Annotated in this window: 14 protein-coding genes; 10 read left to right on the top strand and 4 right to left on the bottom strand. The window is 55.5% G+C overall.

Going from position 1 to position 18,041, the window contains the following annotated elements; genetic code table 11:
• Nucleotides 1-280 precede the first annotated feature (280 nt).
• A complete protein-coding gene (gene gpmA, locus H70357_RS27695) occupies nucleotides 281-1,030 on the top strand; it encodes a 2,3-diphosphoglycerate-dependent phosphoglycerate mutase (protein WP_038596044.1) in 750 nt (249 codons plus the stop codon).
• Nucleotides 1,031-1,136: 106 nt separating this feature from the next.
• Here gpmA and H70357_RS27690 read toward each other — a convergent pair whose 3' ends face one another.
• From H70357_RS27690 to H70357_RS27680, 3 genes are all read right to left on the bottom strand, one after another.
• On the bottom strand, nucleotides 1,137-3,191 hold the full coding sequence (locus tag H70357_RS27690) for a methyl-accepting chemotaxis protein (protein WP_038596041.1): 2,055 nt from the start codon (nucleotides 3,189-3,191) through the stop codon (nucleotides 1,137-1,139).
• A gap of 191 nt (nucleotides 3,192-3,382) precedes the next feature.
• Nucleotides 3,383-4,174, bottom strand: a complete 792-nt coding sequence (asd, locus tag H70357_RS27685) for an archaetidylserine decarboxylase (protein WP_038596039.1) — start codon at nucleotides 4,172-4,174, stop codon at nucleotides 3,383-3,385.
• An 89-nt stretch (nucleotides 4,175-4,263) separates the two neighbouring features.
• Nucleotides 4,264-5,358 (bottom strand): YheC/YheD family endospore coat-associated protein, encoded by a 1,095-nt coding sequence (locus H70357_RS27680; protein ID WP_038596036.1) that lies wholly within the window; start codon nucleotides 5,356-5,358, stop codon nucleotides 4,264-4,266.
• Between the two features lie 240 nt (nucleotides 5,359-5,598).
• Here H70357_RS27680 and H70357_RS27675 point away from each other — a divergent pair, with 240 nt between their 5' ends.
• From H70357_RS27675 to H70357_RS27655, 5 genes are all read left to right on the top strand, one after another.
• On the top strand, nucleotides 5,599-11,949 hold the full coding sequence (locus H70357_RS27675) for a WIAG-tail domain (protein WP_038596034.1): 6,351 nt from the start codon (nucleotides 5,599-5,601) through the stop codon (nucleotides 11,947-11,949).
• 309 nt (nucleotides 11,950-12,258) lie between these two features.
• Nucleotides 12,259-13,107, top strand: coding sequence for a glycosyltransferase family 2 protein (locus tag H70357_RS27670; protein WP_038596032.1), 849 nt, complete (start codon nucleotides 12,259-12,261; stop codon nucleotides 13,105-13,107).
• Nucleotides 13,107-14,129: a glycosyltransferase family 2 protein gene (locus H70357_RS27665; RefSeq protein WP_052092285.1), complete on the top strand. Its 1,023-nt coding sequence runs from the start codon at nucleotides 13,107-13,109 to the stop codon at nucleotides 14,127-14,129. Before H70357_RS27670 ends, H70357_RS27665 begins: the two co-directional genes overlap by 1 nt.
• On the top strand, nucleotides 14,126-14,863 hold the full coding sequence (locus tag H70357_RS27660) for a glycosyltransferase family 2 protein (RefSeq protein ID WP_038596030.1): 738 nt from the start codon (nucleotides 14,126-14,128) through the stop codon (nucleotides 14,861-14,863). The genes H70357_RS27665 and H70357_RS27660 overlap by 4 nt, the downstream gene beginning before the upstream one ends.
• Nucleotides 14,864-14,910: 47 nt before the next feature.
• Nucleotides 14,911-15,642, top strand: coding sequence for a sugar phosphate nucleotidyltransferase (locus H70357_RS27655; protein WP_038596028.1), 732 nt, complete (start codon nucleotides 14,911-14,913; stop codon nucleotides 15,640-15,642).
• A 47-nt stretch (nucleotides 15,643-15,689) separates the two neighbouring features.
• Here H70357_RS27655 and H70357_RS27650 read toward each other — a convergent pair whose 3' ends face one another.
• Nucleotides 15,690-16,220 carry a GNAT family N-acetyltransferase gene (locus H70357_RS27650; protein WP_052092284.1) on the bottom strand — a complete coding sequence of 177 codons (531 nt, stop codon included), beginning with the start codon at nucleotides 16,218-16,220 and terminating at the stop codon, nucleotides 15,690-15,692.
• A 217-nt stretch (nucleotides 16,221-16,437) separates the two neighbouring features.
• On the opposite strand from H70357_RS27650, the gene H70357_RS27645 reads away from it, so the two are divergent.
• Genes H70357_RS27645 through H70357_RS27630 form a run of 4 tightly spaced genes read left to right on the top strand, consistent with a single transcriptional unit; the run spans nucleotide 16,438 to nucleotide 17,842 of the window.
• Nucleotides 16,438-16,725 carry a hypothetical protein gene (locus H70357_RS27645; protein WP_038596026.1) on the top strand — a complete coding sequence of 96 codons (288 nt, stop codon included), beginning with the start codon at nucleotides 16,438-16,440 and terminating at the stop codon, nucleotides 16,723-16,725.
• Nucleotides 16,726-16,750: 25 nt separating this feature from the next.
• Entirely contained in the window at nucleotides 16,751-17,098 is a 348-nt protein-coding gene (locus H70357_RS27640) for an alpha-helical endospore appendage domain-containing protein (RefSeq protein ID WP_038596024.1), read from the top strand.
• Nucleotides 17,095-17,397, top strand: a complete 303-nt coding sequence (locus tag H70357_RS27635) for a hypothetical protein (protein ID WP_038596022.1) — start codon at nucleotides 17,095-17,097, stop codon at nucleotides 17,395-17,397. Before H70357_RS27640 ends, H70357_RS27635 begins: the two co-directional genes overlap by 4 nt.
• 4 nt (nucleotides 17,398-17,401) lie before the next feature.
• A complete protein-coding gene (locus tag H70357_RS27630) occupies nucleotides 17,402-17,842 on the top strand; it encodes a hypothetical protein (RefSeq protein ID WP_038596019.1) in 441 nt (146 codons plus the stop codon).
• Nucleotides 17,843-18,041: the final 199 nt, after the last annotated feature.

Raw genomic sequence — 18,041 nt, 5'->3', positions numbered from 1 at the left:
GCCTTGCGGCGTCCGGTTTTTTGAATGGTTCATGGTTCATAGACTGGCATGTAGAAGAAAAGGGTACAGCGGATTCTTTCTGAATAGAAGATACAGGGGACTGTCTTGCGGTACTGGGGTGTATTCTTCTATCTATGCAGGGGCATAAGGATAAAGAGGTTTTTGTATGAGCGTACAATTGTTCAGCCCAACCCTGAGAAAACATCGGTGAGCAGCTGAATTCATATACTGAGCAGTAGAAAAAATGACCAAACCAATGGCTGAAGGAAGGAGAAAGAACATGTATGAAATCGTATTGATACGGCATGGGGAAAGCGAGTACAACCGTCAGAACTTATTCACAGGCTGGAGCGATCCCGATCTGACGGAAAAGGGAATAGAAGAGGCCAAAGCGGCCGGGAAGCTGTTAAAAGAAGCAGGCTACACGTTCGATCTAGCCTTCGCTTCTGTACTGAAACGTTCGATCAAGACACTTAATTATGTGCTGGAAGAGATGGATCTGCTGTGGATTCCCGTACAGAAATCCTGGAAGCTGAATGAGCGCCATTATGGTGCGCTGCAGGGGCTGAGCAAGAGTGAGACTGCGGTGAAATATGGTGAAGAGCAGCTTCATATCTGGCGGCGCAGCCTGTCGGTCCGTCCGCCGCTGCTGGAGCCGGATGACCCGCGTTATGCCAGAAACGATATCCGCTACAAGGAGGTGCGCTCCGGGGATATCCCGCGCGGCGAGAGCCTGGAGGATACCGTTCACCGCGTCGGCGATTTCTGGGGCAAGCGGATTGTGCCGCTGATCCGGAAGAAAGAGCGGGTGCTGATCTCGGCACATGGCAACACCCTGCGGGCGCTGATCAAATTTATGGAGGACATTGACGAGACAGCGCTGCTCGACCTTAATGTTCCGACCGGTGTTCCGCTGGTCTATAAGCTGGATGACGATGTGAAGCCGATCAGCCGCTTCTATCTCGGCGTGCCCGAAGAGGTGCAGGCCAAAGCCCGTGAGGTGGCTAACCAGAGCAAGGTAACGGAGTAGCGATATTCGGGCGTTGTCTAAACGAAATCATTCATGAAACCCAAAAGCAGCAGGTCTCTGTAACAGAGACCTGCTGCTTTTGCTGCTTTCCGGTGAAGATGTACTGCTATTCCAATTTGAATTTGGAGGCAGCCTCCGCCAGGCTTTTGGTTAAACCGTCAATTGTTTCGACCATATCGGCTAAACGGTGAACCATGGAAGATTGCTCATGCATTGTTGCTGTGACCTCTTCAACCGAAGCCGAAACCTGCTCACCCGATGCAGACAGATTCTGCGTGGATTCCAGCATTTCGTCCTTGTCGTGCTGCATAAGGGCAATGTCATCAGCCATGCTCTTAATCTGTTCGGTGATGTCCGTAATATTCTGGTGAATGGCATGGAAGGCCTGCCGGGTTCTGCCTACATATTCGTCCTGCTGCGTGGAAATATCCTTAATCTGCTGCACGCTCTGATGATTTTCCTGTACGAAAGCCAGATTCTGCCCGATGATCCCGTTGATTTCACTGGACTGGATGGAGCTCTGTTCAGCCAGCTTGCGGATTTCAGTGGCAACTACGGCAAATCCCCGTCCATATTCCCCGGCCCTTGCCGCTTCGATAGAGGCGTTCAGTGCAAGCAGATTTGTCTGCTTGGCGATATTGCTGATCGCTCCCGTGATCTGGCCGATACTGCTCGAGCTTTCCTGCAGCTTCAGGGTAATCGCAGAGATTTTCTGCACTTCCTCATCGTTTTGCTCGCTGATATTGGACAGCTCTTCTACAACCTGATTGCTGCTGTGGAAGACTTCAATAATTTCATCGGCCCGCTCTTTGACGGATTGGGCTTTTGCATTCATGGAGACGAATTTCTCGCCGAAGCTGAGGAATTTATCCACAATCGTCTCGGTATCATGCGCCTGCGACTCTATGGCTGTGGCAATTTCTGCAGTGGTTACCGTTGTCTCGCCGATCGATTTGGCTGTCTGCTTGGAGGACTCGTCCAGATCCTTGGTGCTTGAATTAAGCACGGAAATGGAGGTGTTCATATTCGTAATCAGCAATTTGTTCTGCTGAGCCATCGTATTAAAGCTGTCGGCAAGCTCCTTGAATTCACTATTATATTTTCCCGTGGCAGTAACCTGCAGGTCGCCTGAGGCCAGTTGTCTGAACAATTTGCTCAGCTGCACAATCGGCCGTGTGATCGATCTGGATACTATCAGACCTATCGCAGTGACGAGCAGCACGGCCAGTATGGAAATGGCAACAATCTGCTTAAGCATGGACATAATCGGCATTTTGATATCCTCGTAAGAATCAATGACCGATACTATCCAGTCGGCATCTGGAATCTTGTTGTACCGGAGATATTCTGTTCCGAGATCACTTTCTCCTGTGAGGATATCGTCTTTCGCCTGCAGGTTAAGCAGAGCTTCGGTACCTTCGGGTTTTAATCCGATTCTTTTCTCATCCTTCGAATTGTACAGCACGATTCCGCTCCGGCTCAGAATTTCAATCTGGCCCTGGCCGTTAATTTGGATTTTTCCTAATTTATCTATAAAAAACTCGGAGCTCATGTTGGATGAATACACGCCGATCACCTTGCCGCTTAAATCTTTAATCGGCCGGGAAAAAGCTATAATCAACTGCCCTGTGCTTTGGGATACTGTGGCATCGCTGATAAAAGCTTCGCCTTTTATGGATTTCTGGAAATATTCCCTGTCTGAGCGTGATTCGCCGACGGTCTCTTTATTGCTTCCGGCAACAATGATTCCTTTGGCATCAAGGACGACCATGGATTGGCTGCCCCTTGTATTCTTCAGGATTGTGGCAAGCTTCTCATTGGAGGCACTGTAATAAGGGTTCTTCCCGGAAAAGAACTCAGTTTCGGACAACGTTCCCTCCTCCCGCAGATTCAACAGCGCGCGGAACAATTCCTGCGATGAAATCAGATAGGAAGCCTCCTTCTGCAGCTGCACGGCAGTCCATAAGCCTTCTCCGATCCGGTCGGCGTTGGCGGTAATCTCGTCTTTGCTTTTTTTGAGCAGCAGTTCCGAGCCCAAGCTGTACACTGAAACGGATATAGCCAGCACACTGGCGATTACCAACAGGGTAATCAGCCCGGGAAGCTTGATCCTTAAAGATAAGTTAGTGAATTTGCCAAGCCGGTCTTTCGATTTGTTCATGTAAAAGTTCCCCCTGATGTATGTATGGTTCTACATGTATATCGGAGGGATCATGTTGTGATTCAAGAGGAAACATCAACCAAATGATTAAAATTTGCAATAAATATCAGCTCTATGAAAAAGGATACTCCGGCCCTGTTCAAGGCTTGCGGAGTACCCTTATATGTTCGTTGTTAGGTTAGGATGAAATGTTAAAGATGACGCTGCAAGGTTCCCAGCAGTTCTCCCATCTTGACCTTGGTCTCGCTTGTCAGCCCGGCCCTTGGGGTAAAGGTGCCGCTCTCCAGCAGCAGTACTACGGTTGAGCCGAATTCAAAATAAGCCAGATCATCGCCGATTTGCCATTCCATGGCCTGTTCATCGGTGTAGCGGATGCTGCTGACATTCATTGCGCCTACCTTTACAACCGCTGCTTCCCCATTCGCTCCCGCGATATAAGTAATAAGACGTTCGTTGCGGCTCAGCACACCCTTCATATGTCTCATGCCGAATTCATTGACAGGATAAGCCCGGCCGCGGATATGATCACTCTCGACTTTACGCCCGGTGAGAGGCGCGTGAATCCGGTGATAATCCGTAGGGCTCAGGTAGAGCACGAAGAAAAAGCCTTTCTTGTACAGCTCCAGGTGCGGAGAGTGGTTAAGCAGTTCTTCCAGCTCATAATCCTGTCCTTTTACATTCAAAATTGTTCCGGAATGAATCTCACCCATGGCGGTAATCATCGCATCCACCGGACTGGCTACGGCATCGTCCCCGCTTGCGACAGGGCGCATCCCCGGTTTCAACCGCCGGCTGAAAAACTCGTTAAGCGTACGATATTGTCGGGACTGCTTCTCCGCTTCAGCTGCGGGAATATGATAGGACTTAATAAATACCGGGATCAAAAAACGGCTGAGTCTGCTATGGGAAAAAGCCCCCATCAACCGGGAAAGCCATCTGTGCGAGGACAGTTCCGTCATCAGCCGCAGCAATTGTTTAACCATGAACATCTCCCTTCCATCATGCAGCAACAAGGCCCCATACCCGGGGCCTTATCCGCTCTGAATTATATTGACATAGAATAGGAGACAAATCAATAAGAGTTATACCGGGAGGCGTCTTCGAGCAGGAAGCGGGCGTAAGCCATTGGCCTGCGGTAGCTTTCTTTCCAGGTTCCTCTGAGTCCTGCCTTGAGGAAGCCATAACGCTGGTCACGGCCATTGCATTCAATGAAGTAAATCCGTCTGTTCCGGGTGATGCCGATATCCAGCCCGATGTCGGCAAGCCCGGGAAGACTGTGCTCCAGCTCGCGTGCGATGGCGAGGCTGAGAGTCTGCACTGTCATTCGAAGGTATGCTGCTGCTTCCCCCGGGAAGGCCTGATCCAGCACATATGAGGCGCTGAGCGCTTCGCCTCCCCGTGCGATATTGGATACAAACCCGCCAGGAGCGGCCAGCTTCGCAAACATGCCGGTCACCTGCCAAGTTCCTCCCCAGCCGCGTTGCACCGTGACCCGGAGATCGAAGGGGCGTCCGCCGATTTCAGCCAGCGGGATACGTTCCTGTACCAGATAGGATTCAGCGGCGAGACGCGCCCGAAGCATCCTTGGCAAAGCATCCTGATCCACGAAGGTGCTTACCCATCGGCTAGAACGTGAAGGCAGATAACTCCAGGTCCAGCTCCGTCCGCTGTAGTGAGTAAGACGCATCACCCCTTTGCCGATACTGCCGCGGCACGGTTTGAGGATGAGGTCGGGGTACAGGTCCATCATCTCCTTCAGACCCGGGAGCCCCGCTGTTGTAACGGGCAGATAGCTCTGCAGGCCTTCGTTTTGTTCCAGCAGCCCGTGAATCTGTTCTTTCCCGTAACGGTTGCATGTGTTGTATATCAAAAGGCCCTGCCGGAGCAGCCGCTCGATTCCGCTGCTGTCCTGGCTGTAAATTGCCCGGTTATGGATTACACCCGGTGTGGGGATTACGGCTCTGCGATATCCCTGGACCCCCTTGATATAAGCGATGCTGTATCCGGATTCCGTATCAATGTCGGACAGCTTCAAAAAGCAGGGGGTCAATCCGTATGCGGCAGCCGCCTCCTCATAGCTCTCCAGCGACTCCTGTCCCGTTTTTAACCGGGGAACGCCCCGGTGCATAGCGGCATTTAGCAGTATTCCCACGAGCTTTTGCCCCATGTTCGTTCCTCCCGTTATCTTCTGTAGTTACGGCTGTAGCCCTTATGTTCTCATTGTATGTTTGTACGTGGCCTTCAGGGTGGACGAATGCGCGGCGGCAGAAGCCCTTTTTCAAAAGATAGACGAAGCCGCTTTACTTGCAGATTGATTATAGGCAGCCTTACTGCAAATGGTGTCATCCGCCCACTGGACTGCATATGATGCCTAGAAGAAACAACAGATGGAAGGAGGAGACTGCTTGTGAAGAGCTCCAGAAGGAATCAACAACACAGTTCCAAGAAGCGACTCTACTACGTGGATAATCCCAATAAAAAAGAACTGAGTATGCTGGGAAGCAGTCCAAGGGTGCTAGGGGGATTTGAAGCACCCGTCAGCGAGACGGTGGATCCGCCAGACCGGGCCCTGCAGGTTAGTGGTGTGGGCACGGTAGAAGTTGTTGCAGAGCCGGCACAACCTGCCGTACCTGCAGTACCTGCCGTACCTGCCGTACCTGCCGCCCCGGATAAAGAATTGCTGGAGGTGCCGGCAGCAGAAGAAACACTCCAGATTGAGGAGGTGGTTGTCCACGCGCCCGAGCCCGTTCTGCCTGTTCTGGAAAAAGAGCGCCTGCAGCCCGTATATACCGATGATCTGTGCGATGCGGCCGTTACCGGCCAGAAGATTGCTCCGCGCACCATTGACGGCTCTAAGCTGAAATTCGGGATTATCGGTACTCCCTGGCTGCAGGATTATGCGGTGCAGAGCATCAATATCGCGGACAAGGCGATAACGTCCTCGAAGATTGCCCCCGAATCGATAACTGGCGAACATCTGGCGGAAGGAAGTGTGAACGGCGGCAAGCTGCTGGATCATTCGATCAGCGGCGAGAAGCTGAAGAACGGAAGCATCGGCCCGGAGAAGCTGGCTGACCGGATCATCGGGGGAGAACAAATTGCCGACCGGTCCATTGCCAGCCGTCATTTGAGCGAGCTGCTGATTACTGCCGACTTGCTGGAAGATGGAACCATAACCGGCGAAAAAATTCTAAGCAGCACCATTGTCAGCCGACATTTGGCGAACGGAAGTATCGACCGTTCCAAACTGGCTGACGAGGCGGTGTCCGGCGATAAAATCGCCGACGGCGAAATCAGCGGAGCCAAACTGGGCGATGCCGTGATTGAGGGCCGCCATTTGAGCGAAGGCGTCATCACGGCGAAACATCTGGCGCCGGGAGCCATCGGGCCTGAGCAGCTTGCCGGCCGTCTTATCGGCAAGGAGCAGCTCCAGTCCGGCAGCATTGACAGCGGACATCTTGCGGATGCCGCAGTAGGCACGCGGCAGCTGGGGGAGAAGGCTGTACGCAGCCAGCATCTAAGTCCGGAAAGCGTAAATGGCACCCATATCGGCGACGGAGAAATCACTGCCCGCCATTTGGCGGACCGCAGCATTTCTTTTGTGAAGCTGGCGGAAGGTGCGGTAGGGACGGTACAGCTCGTGGAGCAGGCGGTCACCTCCTCCAAAATCGCCGATCAGAGCATCCTGCCGAATAAACTGGCGGATGAAGCGGTCACTACACGGCATATCGCCAAATCCGCAGTACGCGGACCGCAGCTTGCCATGCAGGCTGTGACCTCGCTCCATCTGCAGCGTGAAGCTATAGATCAGTCCCACTTAGCCAAGGAATCGGTCGGATCGGAGCAGCTGCAAAGCCAGTCGGTGCTGACGGCTCATCTCGCATCCGGTGCAGTTACCGGAGAACAGCTGGCAAGCGAAGCTGTGGCTGGAGAGCATCTGCGCGCGAAGAGCATTACCGCCGCCAAGCTGGCGGACGGGGGCATTCATGCCGGCAAGCTGGCTGCAGGTGCGGTCACCGGAAACGCAATTGCCCGTGAAGCCGTGAGTGGTGAACATATCGCCTTCTGTACGGTGGAGGAAAAAAATCTGGCCGATGCCAGTGTCAGCGCCCGTGTACTGCAGAATGCCGTAGTGGATTCTGAACATCTGGCGCCGGGCGCCATAGAACGCAGACATCTTGGTGAGAACAGCGTGACGAATTCGGCTCTGCAGTCCGGCTCGGTCTCGGGCGACAAGCTTGCCTCCGGCGCGGTGAAGGAAGTACATCTCGCCGCAGGTGCCGTGCAGCCGCATCATCTGGCCGATCATGCGGTTACTTCATTGAAGCTATCGCCGGAGAGTGTCTCAACGGATAAGCTCAGTGATCTGGCGGTCACCTCCACCAAGCTGGCTGATGGCAGTGTTACTTCCGCCAAGCTGGCAGCCTTATCGGTGGCTGCGGAGCATTTGACACCAGGGTCGGTTAGCCCTGCGTCGATCAGCGACACGGCTGTCCAAGGCAGACATCTTGCCCCGGGAAGTGTCGGCGGCGCACATATTCGTCCGATGTCTATTGGCAACGGGCACATTATTCCTAGCTCTATCTCATCGATTCAAATCCAGGATGGCAGCATTAGCAGTTCCAAGCTGGCCGAAGGTGCCGTATCTTCCCTCCATCTGTCTCCAGGCAGTATTGGCACCAGTCATGTGGCGGAGGATTCACTGGAAGGCCGTCATATCAAGCAGGGAGAAATCACCCTGGATCACCTGGCCGGAGAGGTCCGCAGCGCAGAGCTGCTCCCGGACGGCAGCATCGGCGGGGAAAAGCTGGCGGAAGGCTCGATCGGTTCGTTCCAATTGGCTCCGAGCAGTGTATATGGCGGACATCTTGCGGTCGAAGCCGTGGACAGCCGCCACATCCGCCCTCACAGCATCAAGCTGAAGCATCTGGCGGAGGAGACCCTGACCGCTGATCTGCTGCCGGACGGCAGCGTCAGCACCGCGAAGCTGGCGGACGGAGCGGTAGGTTCGGAGAATCTCCAGGCGGAAAGTGTGAACGGAGAACATCTCGCGGACGGAGCGGTGGAGGAGCGCCACTTGAATCCCGGGATCATCAAGCTGGAGCATCTGACGGCAGAGGTCCGCAGCGCAGAACTGCTCCCTGACGGCAGCATCGGCGGGAAAAAGCTGGCGGAAGGCTCGATCGGCTCCTTCCAGTTGGCTTCGAGCAGCGTATATAGCGGACATCTTGCGGTCGAAGCCGTGGACAGCCGCCACATCCGCCCTCACAGCATCAAGCTGAAGCATCTTGCAGAGGAGACCCTGACCTCCGAGCTGCTGCCGGACGGCAGCATCAGTTCCGCGAAGCTGGAAGGCGGAGCGGTAGGTTCGAAGCATCTCCAGCAGGAGAGTGTATTCGGAGAACATCTTGCGGACGGAGTGGTGGAAGAGCGCCATTTGAATCCCGGGATCATCAAGCTGGAGCATCTGGCCGCAGAGGTCCGCAGCGCAGAGCTGCTTCCTGATGGCAGCATCGGCGGAGAAAAGCTGGCGGAAGGCTCGATCGGCTCCTTCCAACTGGCTCCGGATAGCGTATATGGAGAACATCTTGCCGACGGAATAGTGGAACAGCGCCACTTGAACCCCGAGATCATCAAGCTGGAGCATCTGGCCGCAGAGGTCCGCAGCGCAGAGCTGCTGCCGGACGGCAGCATTGGCGGAGAGAAGCTGGCGGAAGACTCCATCGGTTCCTTCCAGCTGGCTCCGGGCAGCGTACATGGAGAACATTTTGCGATTGATGCCGTGGACAGCCGGCACATCCGCCCCGCCAGCATTAAGCTGAAGCATCTTGCAGAGGAGACTCTGACCTCCGACCTGCTGCCGAGCGGCAGCGTCAGCTCCGCGAAGCTGGCAAAGGGCGCGGTGGGTTCGCAGCATCTCCAGCAGGAGAGTGTTCATGGCAGACATCTCGCGGACAGAGTCGTGGAGGAACGCCACTTGAATCCCGAGATCATCAAGCTTGAGCATCTGGCCGCAGAGGTCCGCAGTGCAGAGCTGCTGCCGGACGGCAGCATCGGTGGAGAAAAGCTGGCGGCAGGAGCGGTAGGTTCGCAGCAGCTCCAGCAGGAGAGCGTGCACGGAGAACATCTCGTGGACGGAGTGGTGGAGCAGCGCCACCTGAATCCCGAGATCATCAAGCTTGAGCATCTGGCCGCAGAGGTCCGCAGTGCAGATCTGCTGCCGGACGGCAGCATCAGCGGGAAAAAGCTGGCACAAGGCTCCATCGGTTCCTTCCAGCTGGCTTCAGACAGCGTATATGGCGGGCATCTTGCCATGGAAGCCGTGGACAGCTGCCATATCCGCTCTGGCAGCATCAAGCTGAAGCATCTTGCGGAGGACACCCTGACCTCCGATCTGCTGCAGGATGGCAGCATCGGCTCCGCGAAGCTGGCGGCAGGAGCGGTAGGTTCGCAGCAGCTCCAGCAGGAGAGCGTGCACGGAGAACATCTCGCGAACGGAATAGTGGAGGACCGCCACTTGAATTCCGGGATCATCAAGCTTGATCATCTGTCCGCAGAGGTCCGCAGCGCAGATCTGCTGCCGGACGGCAGCGTTGGCGGGAAAAAGCTGGCGCAGGGCTCCATCGGCTCCTTCCAGCTGGCTCCGGGCAGTGTATACGGCGGACATCTTGCGGTCGAAGCCGTGGACGGCCGGCACATCCGCCCCGGCAGCATCAAACTGAAGCATCTGGCGGAGGAGTCCTTGACCTCCGATCTGCTCCCTGACGGCAGCATCGGCTCCGCGAAGCTGGCAGCCGGAACGGTAGGTTCGCCGCATCTCCAGCAGGAGAGTGTGAACGGAGAACATCTCGCGGACGGAGTGGTGGAGGAACGCCACTTGAATCCCGGGATTATCAAGCTGGAGCATCTGGCCGCAGAAGTCCGCAGCGCAGATCTGCTCCCTGACGGTAGCATCGGCTCTGCGAAGCTGGCAGCCGGAACGGTAGGTTCGCCGCATCTCCAGCAGGAGAGTGTGAACGGAGAACATCTCGCGGACGGAGTGGTGGAGGAACGCCACTTGAATCCCGGGATTATCAAGCTGGAGCATCTGTCTGCAGAGGTCCGCAGCGCAGACCTGCTCCCTGACGGCAGCATCGGCTCTGCGAAGCTGGCAGCCGGAACGGTAGGTTCACAGCATCTTCAGCAGGAGAGTGTGAACGGAGAACATCTCGCGGACGGAGTGGTGGAGGAACGCCACTTGAATCCCGAGATTATCAAGCTGGAGCATCTGTCCGCAGAAGTCCGTAGCGCAGACCTGCTCCCTGACGGCAGCATCGGCTCCGCGAAGCTCGCAGCCGGAGCGATAGGCACGCCGCATCTCCAGCAGGAGAGTGTGAACGGAGGACATCTCGCGGACGGAGTGGTCGAGGAACGCCACTTGAATCTTGAGATTATCAAGCTGGAGCATCTGTCCGCAGAGGCCCGCAGCGCAGACCTGCTCCCTGACGGCAGCATCGGCTCCGCGAAGCTGGCTGCCGGAGCAGTAGGTTCGCCGCATCTCCAGCAGGAGAGTGTGAACGGAGGACATCTCGCGGATGGAGTGGTGGAGGAACGCCACCTGAATCCCGGGATTATCAAGCTGGAGCATCTGTCCGCAGAGGCCCGCAGCGCAGAACTGCTCCCTGACGGCAGCATCGGCGGGAAGAAGCTGGCGCAAGGCTCCGTCGGCTCCTTCCAGCTGGCTCCGGGCAGTGTATACGGCGGACATCTTGCGGTCGAAGCCGTGGACGGCCGGCACATCCAGTCCGGAAGCATTACGCTGAAGCATCTTGCGAAGGAGACCCTGACCTCCGATCTGCTGCCGGACGGCAGCGTCAGCTCCGTGAAGCTGGCAGCTGGAACGGTAGGTTCTCAGCATCTCCAGCAGGAGAGCGTGTATGGTGAACATCTCGCAGACGGAGTAGTGAAGGAACGCCACCTGCTTCCTGAGATCATCAAGCTAGAGCATCTCGCCCCAGAAGTCCGCAGCGCAGAGCTGCTGCCGGACGGCAGCGTCAGCTCCGCGAAGCTGGCGGCTGGAGCGGTAGGTTCACAGCATCTCCAGCAGGAGAGCGTGTACGGTGAACATCTCGCAGACGGAGTATTGGAGGAGCGTCACCTGCTTCCCGAGACCATCAAGCTGGAGCATCTGGCCCCAGAGGTCCGCAGCGCAGACCTGCTCCCTGACGGCAGCATTACCGGAGCGAAACTGGCTTCCGGCAGTGTTGGTGCCGAGCAGCTCGCAGAGAGTGCGGTTGGAACTGACGGACTCCAGGATGAAGCGGTGGATGCAACCAAAATTGCTTCCTTCGCCGTTCAATCCCGCCATCTGGAGGAAGAAAGTGTGCAGGGCTACCATATTGCTCCCGGCGCGGTATCCGGTGACCATCTGGCCCGCGGCGCGGTGGGGGCGGAGCATCTCTCCTTCAGTCCGGTGCAGAGCGCCGGAAACCGGGAGGTGCTGCAGCAGTTCGGAATGACGGCGTTCATGTTCAACGGCGATGCAGAGAGTGTGGAGGTCACTGTCTCCTTCGACGAAAGCTTTGGCCATACCGGCTATGTGCTTGTGGCCATGACGAACCAGCCGTTCTTTCACGCCTCGCTTAAAACGAGAGCCGGCGGAGAGGCTGTAATCCTGGTGAACCGCCTGCGTGAAACCCAGCATTTCTATGGAGTGTTATCCTGGATTGCACTCGGCTCGCCTCCGGCAAAGCCGCCAGAGAACCGGGTATTCGATTAAATACAGAGCCGCTGAAAAAGCGGATAAGAGCGCAGCCGCCGGCTGCGCTCTTGTTCAAATATAAGCATTTATATGCTTCACGCTATAAATTATCCTTCTATTTCTCGCTGAAACGGACACCGTCCTTTTAAGGACGGCGAAGCCGTTTCTACTTGTGTTTATCGCCCGAAAAAGTCGGTTGAATGCGGGATGGATGACATCTGTCCAAATTTGTGTGTGAAGGGAGACACCCGCCGTTACCCGGAGAAGCGGATTACATAGACTGTGATGTAACCCTAAGCCCGGCAGTATGCCCTGCAAGGAAGGTGGATGAGCTTGAAGCATAAACGAACAGCTGCCCGCCGCACGGGGCGGCGGGCAGCTCGACCAGCGCGGCGGAACTCCCGGCCAGTGCGGCCCGTAGCTGTACGTCCTGCACAGAATCATCCCGAGCCTTACGTGTCTGTTATTATTCCGGCTATGAATGAGGCCAGGACGATTGCCAGTGTGATTGCCGGAGCCAGGGGTGTTCATCCGCGCTGTGAGGTTATTGTGATTGTTAATGGCTCTGCCGATAAAACGGCGGAAATAGCGAAATCTATGGGTGCCCATGTCATCTCTTTCGAGCAGCCGCTTGGACACGATGTTGGCCGAAGTGTCGGAGCGGATGCGGCCAAAGGGGAGGTCCTGCTGTTTACAGATGGGGATCTTGTCATTCCCGCCGCGCAGCTGCGTCCATTCGTAAGTGCAATCCGCGGCGGGACGGATGTAGCGCTTAATGATTATTCCGGGCCGGTCCGCAGCAGGGTTCCGCATCCTGTGGTGCTCTCCAAGTATGCACTGAACATTATGCTCGGACGTTCCGACCTGAAGGGGTATTCACTGACGGCGGTTCCCCATGCGCTCAGCCGCAAGGCGCTTAATGTGCTGGGGAGCGGTCTATTGTCAAGGCCGCCGCTGGCTTATGCCCGCGCATTGCTGGAAGGCTTGAGTGTAAGGGAAGTGCATAAAGTGCCTGTTGGCAAACTGAATGCTGTCCGCCGCAAGCGCGGCGGAAGGGACCCCTTGCAGGAGATTATTCTCAGGGATCACCTCGATGCTGTGTCTATGCTGCTCGAGCTCAAGGGGGAGAGGGCGGGATTCAGCGACGGCACCCGGCGAAGGGAGATGGTGAGGTAATGGCTACTGGCTATAAGGCCGTATTACGTTCGAAACGGAGAAGAACGTTTTCCGCCGGCACTTCTCCCCGCCGGAGCGGAGCAGGTATTCCGGGCATCAGGAAGTCTGCATCTAATAAAAAAGGAGCAGGTTCATTCGGGGCTGGCGGCTCCTCTGAACGGCTTACGGGAGCGGGATTATCCGCAGCCCGCGGCTCTGCTGTCCGGCGCACGGCGGCAGAAGCATCCGCTGCCGGGAAACCGCAGCGGATGCTTCCGAAATTGCGCGGCTTGCTGTCCGTCATCATCTCGGCAAGAGATGAGGCGCGTACCTTGCCCGGTCTCCTGGAGCAGGTGGAGCTTCTGGAGCCGGCGGAGATCATCGTGGTGCTGAACGGCTGCAGCGACAACAGCTTTCAGCAATCCAGAATGTGCACACGGGCAACGGTCGTGCATTGCCCCGAATCGGCCGGTCATGATGTGGGGCGTGCGCTTGGCGCCAAGCTCAGCCGGGGGAATATTCTGCTCTTTCTGGATGGAGACATGAGCATTCCGGCCCGGCAGCTGGCCCTTTTTGCAGCAGCTGTAGACAGCGGAATTGATGTTGCGCTTAATGATCTGGATGGCCTGCTGCCGCCATTTGGCGCAAGTGATGATGTTACCCGCTGCAAGCTGTATTTAAACGGGGTTCTAGGCCGGAGGGATCTCGGGGTGAGCTCCATGACCGCTGTTCCCCATGCCTTGTCCCGCCGTGCACTGGAAACCATCGGTTACCGTGAACTGATGGTTCCCCCGAAAGCGCAAGCCCTCTCCATTCTGAATCGGCTGCGGGTGGAGAAGGCCGGAACGGTTAATGTCATCAAGCATAACCGGCTGCGCCAAGGGAATACGGGAGCCGGCAACGCGGTGGAACAGCTGATTATCGGCGATCATGCGGAAGCGCTGCAGGCGGTTATTGCGCACAGGGAAGCGAGCGGAGTGCTCTCCGGTGAGCGCCTGCAGGAGCAGCGCCGGCAAATGGCTGCCTGGAGGAACCGGTTATGACAATGACCAGTATCATTATTCCGACATATAACGGACTTGAACTGCTGCGGACCTGTGTGGAAGCCATCCGGGCCTATACCGAAACGCCGTATGAAATCATTGTGATCGACAACGCTTCGAAGGATGGTACCGACACGTACTGCCGGACCAATAATCTAACCTTTATCTCCCTGCCTGAGAACCGCGGATTTCCCGTTGCCTGCAATATGGGGATGCAACTCGCTTCAGGCGATGAGCTGCTGCTGCTGAATAATGATGTTGTCGTCTCGCAGGGCTGGCTACGGAACCTTAAGGCAGCACTATACAGCGCACCGGATGTTGGTATTGCCGGTCCCGTGACCAACTATGCCAGCGGCCAGCAGCAGGTCAAGACTGCATACAGTGATATACCGGGTTTTCATGCGGAGGCCCGGCAGGCCAACCTCCAAGATCCCTCGAAATGGATAGAGACGAGACGGTTGGTGGGCTTATGCTTTTTGTTCAAACGAGAGCTGATGGACACTGTGGGACTGCTGGATGAACGGTATTCACCTGGACATTATGAGGATGATGATTACTGCTTCCGCGCCCGGCTGCGTGGCTACCGGCTGCTGATTGCCGGGGATTGCCTGGTGCATCATGAAGGAAGCGCGAGCTTCAAGGAGGTATACTCCTCTGCACTTAAGGAGCTTGTGGAGCGAAACCGCAGGATTTTTATAGATAAATGGCATATGGATCCGGCACAGTTCTTCTGAAATGTTGACCCGAAGACTAAAGACACAGATAAAGAGGAGGAAAGTAAGTGAAAGGAGTCATATTGGCGGGCGGAAAAGGAACAAGACTCTATCCGCTGACCCGGCTTATGAACAAACATTTGCTTCCGGTCGGCAAATATCCTATGGTGTGTTACGGTATAGACCGGTTGCGCCGGGGGGGTATAACCGATATTCTCCTGGTCATCAGCAAGCAGTCTGCGGGGCAGTATACCGATTTTTTGGGCAGCGGTGCGGAATTTGGCGTATCTCTGACTTACAAAATTCAGGAAGCCGCAGGAGGTATCGCGGAAGCGCTGGAGCTGGCGGAGGGGTTTATTCTTCCGGGCGAAAGGTTTATCGTGCTGCTGGGTGACAATCTTTTTATGGATGATCTGACGCCTTACGTGCAGAGCTATCTTCAGCAGCCCGAAGGCACGGCGAAAGTGCTGCTGAAGCCGGTGGAGGATGCGCGTAGATACGGCGTTCCGGTATTTGACGGCGAGGATTCAACATTGATTGCGTACATCGAAGAGAAGCCGGAGATCCCGAAGACCAACTATTGTGTAACCGGCATTTATATGTACGATGAGGCCGTGTTCGATATTATCCGCCGCGTGTCCCCTTCCCAAAGGGGGGAGCTGGAAATTACCGATGTGAACAACATTTACGCTGCCGACCGCATGCTCAGCTATGATGTGCTTAAGGAATGGTGGAGTGATGCGGGAACATTCCAGTCACTGCGTGAAGCGGGTGAGAAGCTGAAAGACACGCTGCCTTAAGGGCGGCGTGTTTTTCATTGTACAAGAAATGAAGGTTTGGCTGCAGATTATGAAATGGAAGATACAGTATTAGCCGGCCGCGCAATTCTCCACCAGAACAAATCGCCCGTGTCACGGTACATATGCGCGCCCAGATGCTCCAGGACTTTGTGAGAAGCCCAATTATCCTTTTCCGTATCAGCAATAATCCATTGCGCCCTGGGATCGTTGAAGATCCATTCGCTGATAGTCCGCACTGCCTCTGTAGCATAGCCTTTTCCCCAATGCCATTCGTCAATGCAGTAGCCTATAATGACCTCGCCTTGTTCATTCGGACAGCCTTTCAGGATGATATACCCGATAATCTGCTGGTGCCTGCGCTGAATAATGGCCCAGTTGGTCAGCCAGAGGTAATTTTCCTCATCCTGCTGCACTCTGGAATGTCTGATCCGCATAGCATACTGCATTTCCTCGTCCAAGGAGGCGCCGCCAGCGTTCAGGCCAAGAGCCTGCTTCAGCCCGGCATAATTCTCTGTGGCGAGCGAGAGCTCCGCTGCGGTTAAAGGCTGCAAATCCAGACGGTTGCCTTCCAGTTTCATACATTACCTCCAATCCGGTCAGGAACTGATTCCCAATCTATGTATGGTAAAAAATTCAATTTCATCCTCAGAATAATCTGACTTTCCGCAGCTGTCAATCTCCGCCTATTCTCAGCAAAAGTCTTCAGGCCTCCTCAAAGTTACACCGTTTCTCCGCACCGTCAAGGCGCTTGCCGCATATGCTGTAGCAGGGCGTTTGAGCAAAGGAGACATGAAGGTGCAGAATAAAATAACAAAAGTGCTGCAGCACATGGCCCATACGCACGAACAGATGGCGCGGATTCTTGACGCCGAACGCCACGTTGCCGTCCGTATGTCGCAAATAGTCCATGATCTGCCGGATGCGGAGCCTGATTTTGGCGGATTCAGCGGGCTGGTAGAAAGCCACGGTCAGGTTAACAAGAATATTATTGCTTACTTGAACGCGATAGCCGATCTGGAAGAAGCGATGGCTGAAGGGGTAGGCAGAGTCATCAAGGAATTAAACGGTCAGGAAGAAGAGTAGCGATTAAAAGAGCAGGAGGCGGAAGATGAGCAGAGAAAAGGCTTATCTGCAAATGCTGGAGTCGACCGCTACTATCCAGTGGAACATCGCGATGATTCTTGAAGCCAAAGCGGTGGAAGCGGAAAAGGTGAAGCAGTGGACGCAGCATCATATCCACGCTAGAGCGTTCGATACCCATGAAGAGCAGTTGAAGCAATCCCTCTCCATTCATGAAGTGATCGTGGAAATGGTGGAAGGGCTGACGAAATTGGAGAATGGGCTGTACAGCAATTTAAAGGCAGTGCTGGGCAGCGGTGAGGAAGAAGGCGGCGGCGGCGGCGGCTTTGGCGGCATGTCCGGTGAAGGCTTTAATTTCGGGGACGACGACAAATGAGCGGCGGGCTTCTCTCCGAACACGCCGTCAAGCTGGAGATGATCCGCTCCATTGCCCGCAGCCAGGCCGCACTCGCCGCGATCTTGGAGAGCATCGCCGAAATAACGGGGCAATCGGAGCTGACAGCCCGCAAGCTAAGCGACAATATCAGAATCCTAAGCCAGTACCAAAGCGCCATGTGCCGGATGATGTCCGGCATTTCGCTGCATCAGCCCAAACTGGGGATTCCTGCTGCGCCATGGCTGAGCAAGACATGTGCAGGAGGAATCTCAAGAGTGCATGGAGTACAGGAGGAGTAGAAGAATGAAGAGGAAGAAAGCTATCAAGCGTTCAGGCAGGGGAACCCGCAGACGAACATTGTTGCTATCCCGGAAGGCCAGGATCGGCAGAGGCCGCAGCCGCAGAGTTCGTTATGGCAGAGCCCCAAAAGGTCTGTTGGTGCGCAAGAAGAGAAGACAACGCCGCCGGATTGTGCAGAAAATCCAGGTAGTGCAGCCGTCTGTGCAGCCGATAGTTCAGCCGGTAGTGCAGCCGCCAGTGCATATGGTACCCGTGCAGGTGGTCCCAGTGGTTGAAGCTCCTCCGGCGCCTCAGGTAGTGCAGCTCCCCCCGGATCTTGGCGTCCCTCCGGAAACGCCGCCGGGAGACGCCTTTCAGCAGGGCTACACCGAAGCATACAACGTGGGGTTCGACGCCGGTTTCGCCAAGGGCTTCGAGGACGGGCATAAGCTGGAGCTGGGCTGAGACATCCAAGGCCAAAGGGTAAGGGGCCAATTAGAGGGCTGGTGAAGGTTAAACCGCCGCTACTCCTCTATAGGCCGCTTCCCTCTGATCCGCCCGCTCTGGAGCAGTTGGAAAGCTCTGGTCTATTGATTGTACTTCCGGTTATGGTAGACTTCTTTACAGAATCCTTGCCGGATTCAAATGTCGATAGAAAGTGGAG

It is taken from the genome of Paenibacillus sp. FSL H7-0357 (assembly GCF_000758525.1).
GTDB lineage: Bacteria > Bacillota > Bacilli > Paenibacillales > Paenibacillaceae > Paenibacillus_AQ.
The sequence above is the reverse complement of the archived record's forward strand: the minus strand, read 5'-3'. Positions and strand labels throughout refer to the sequence as shown.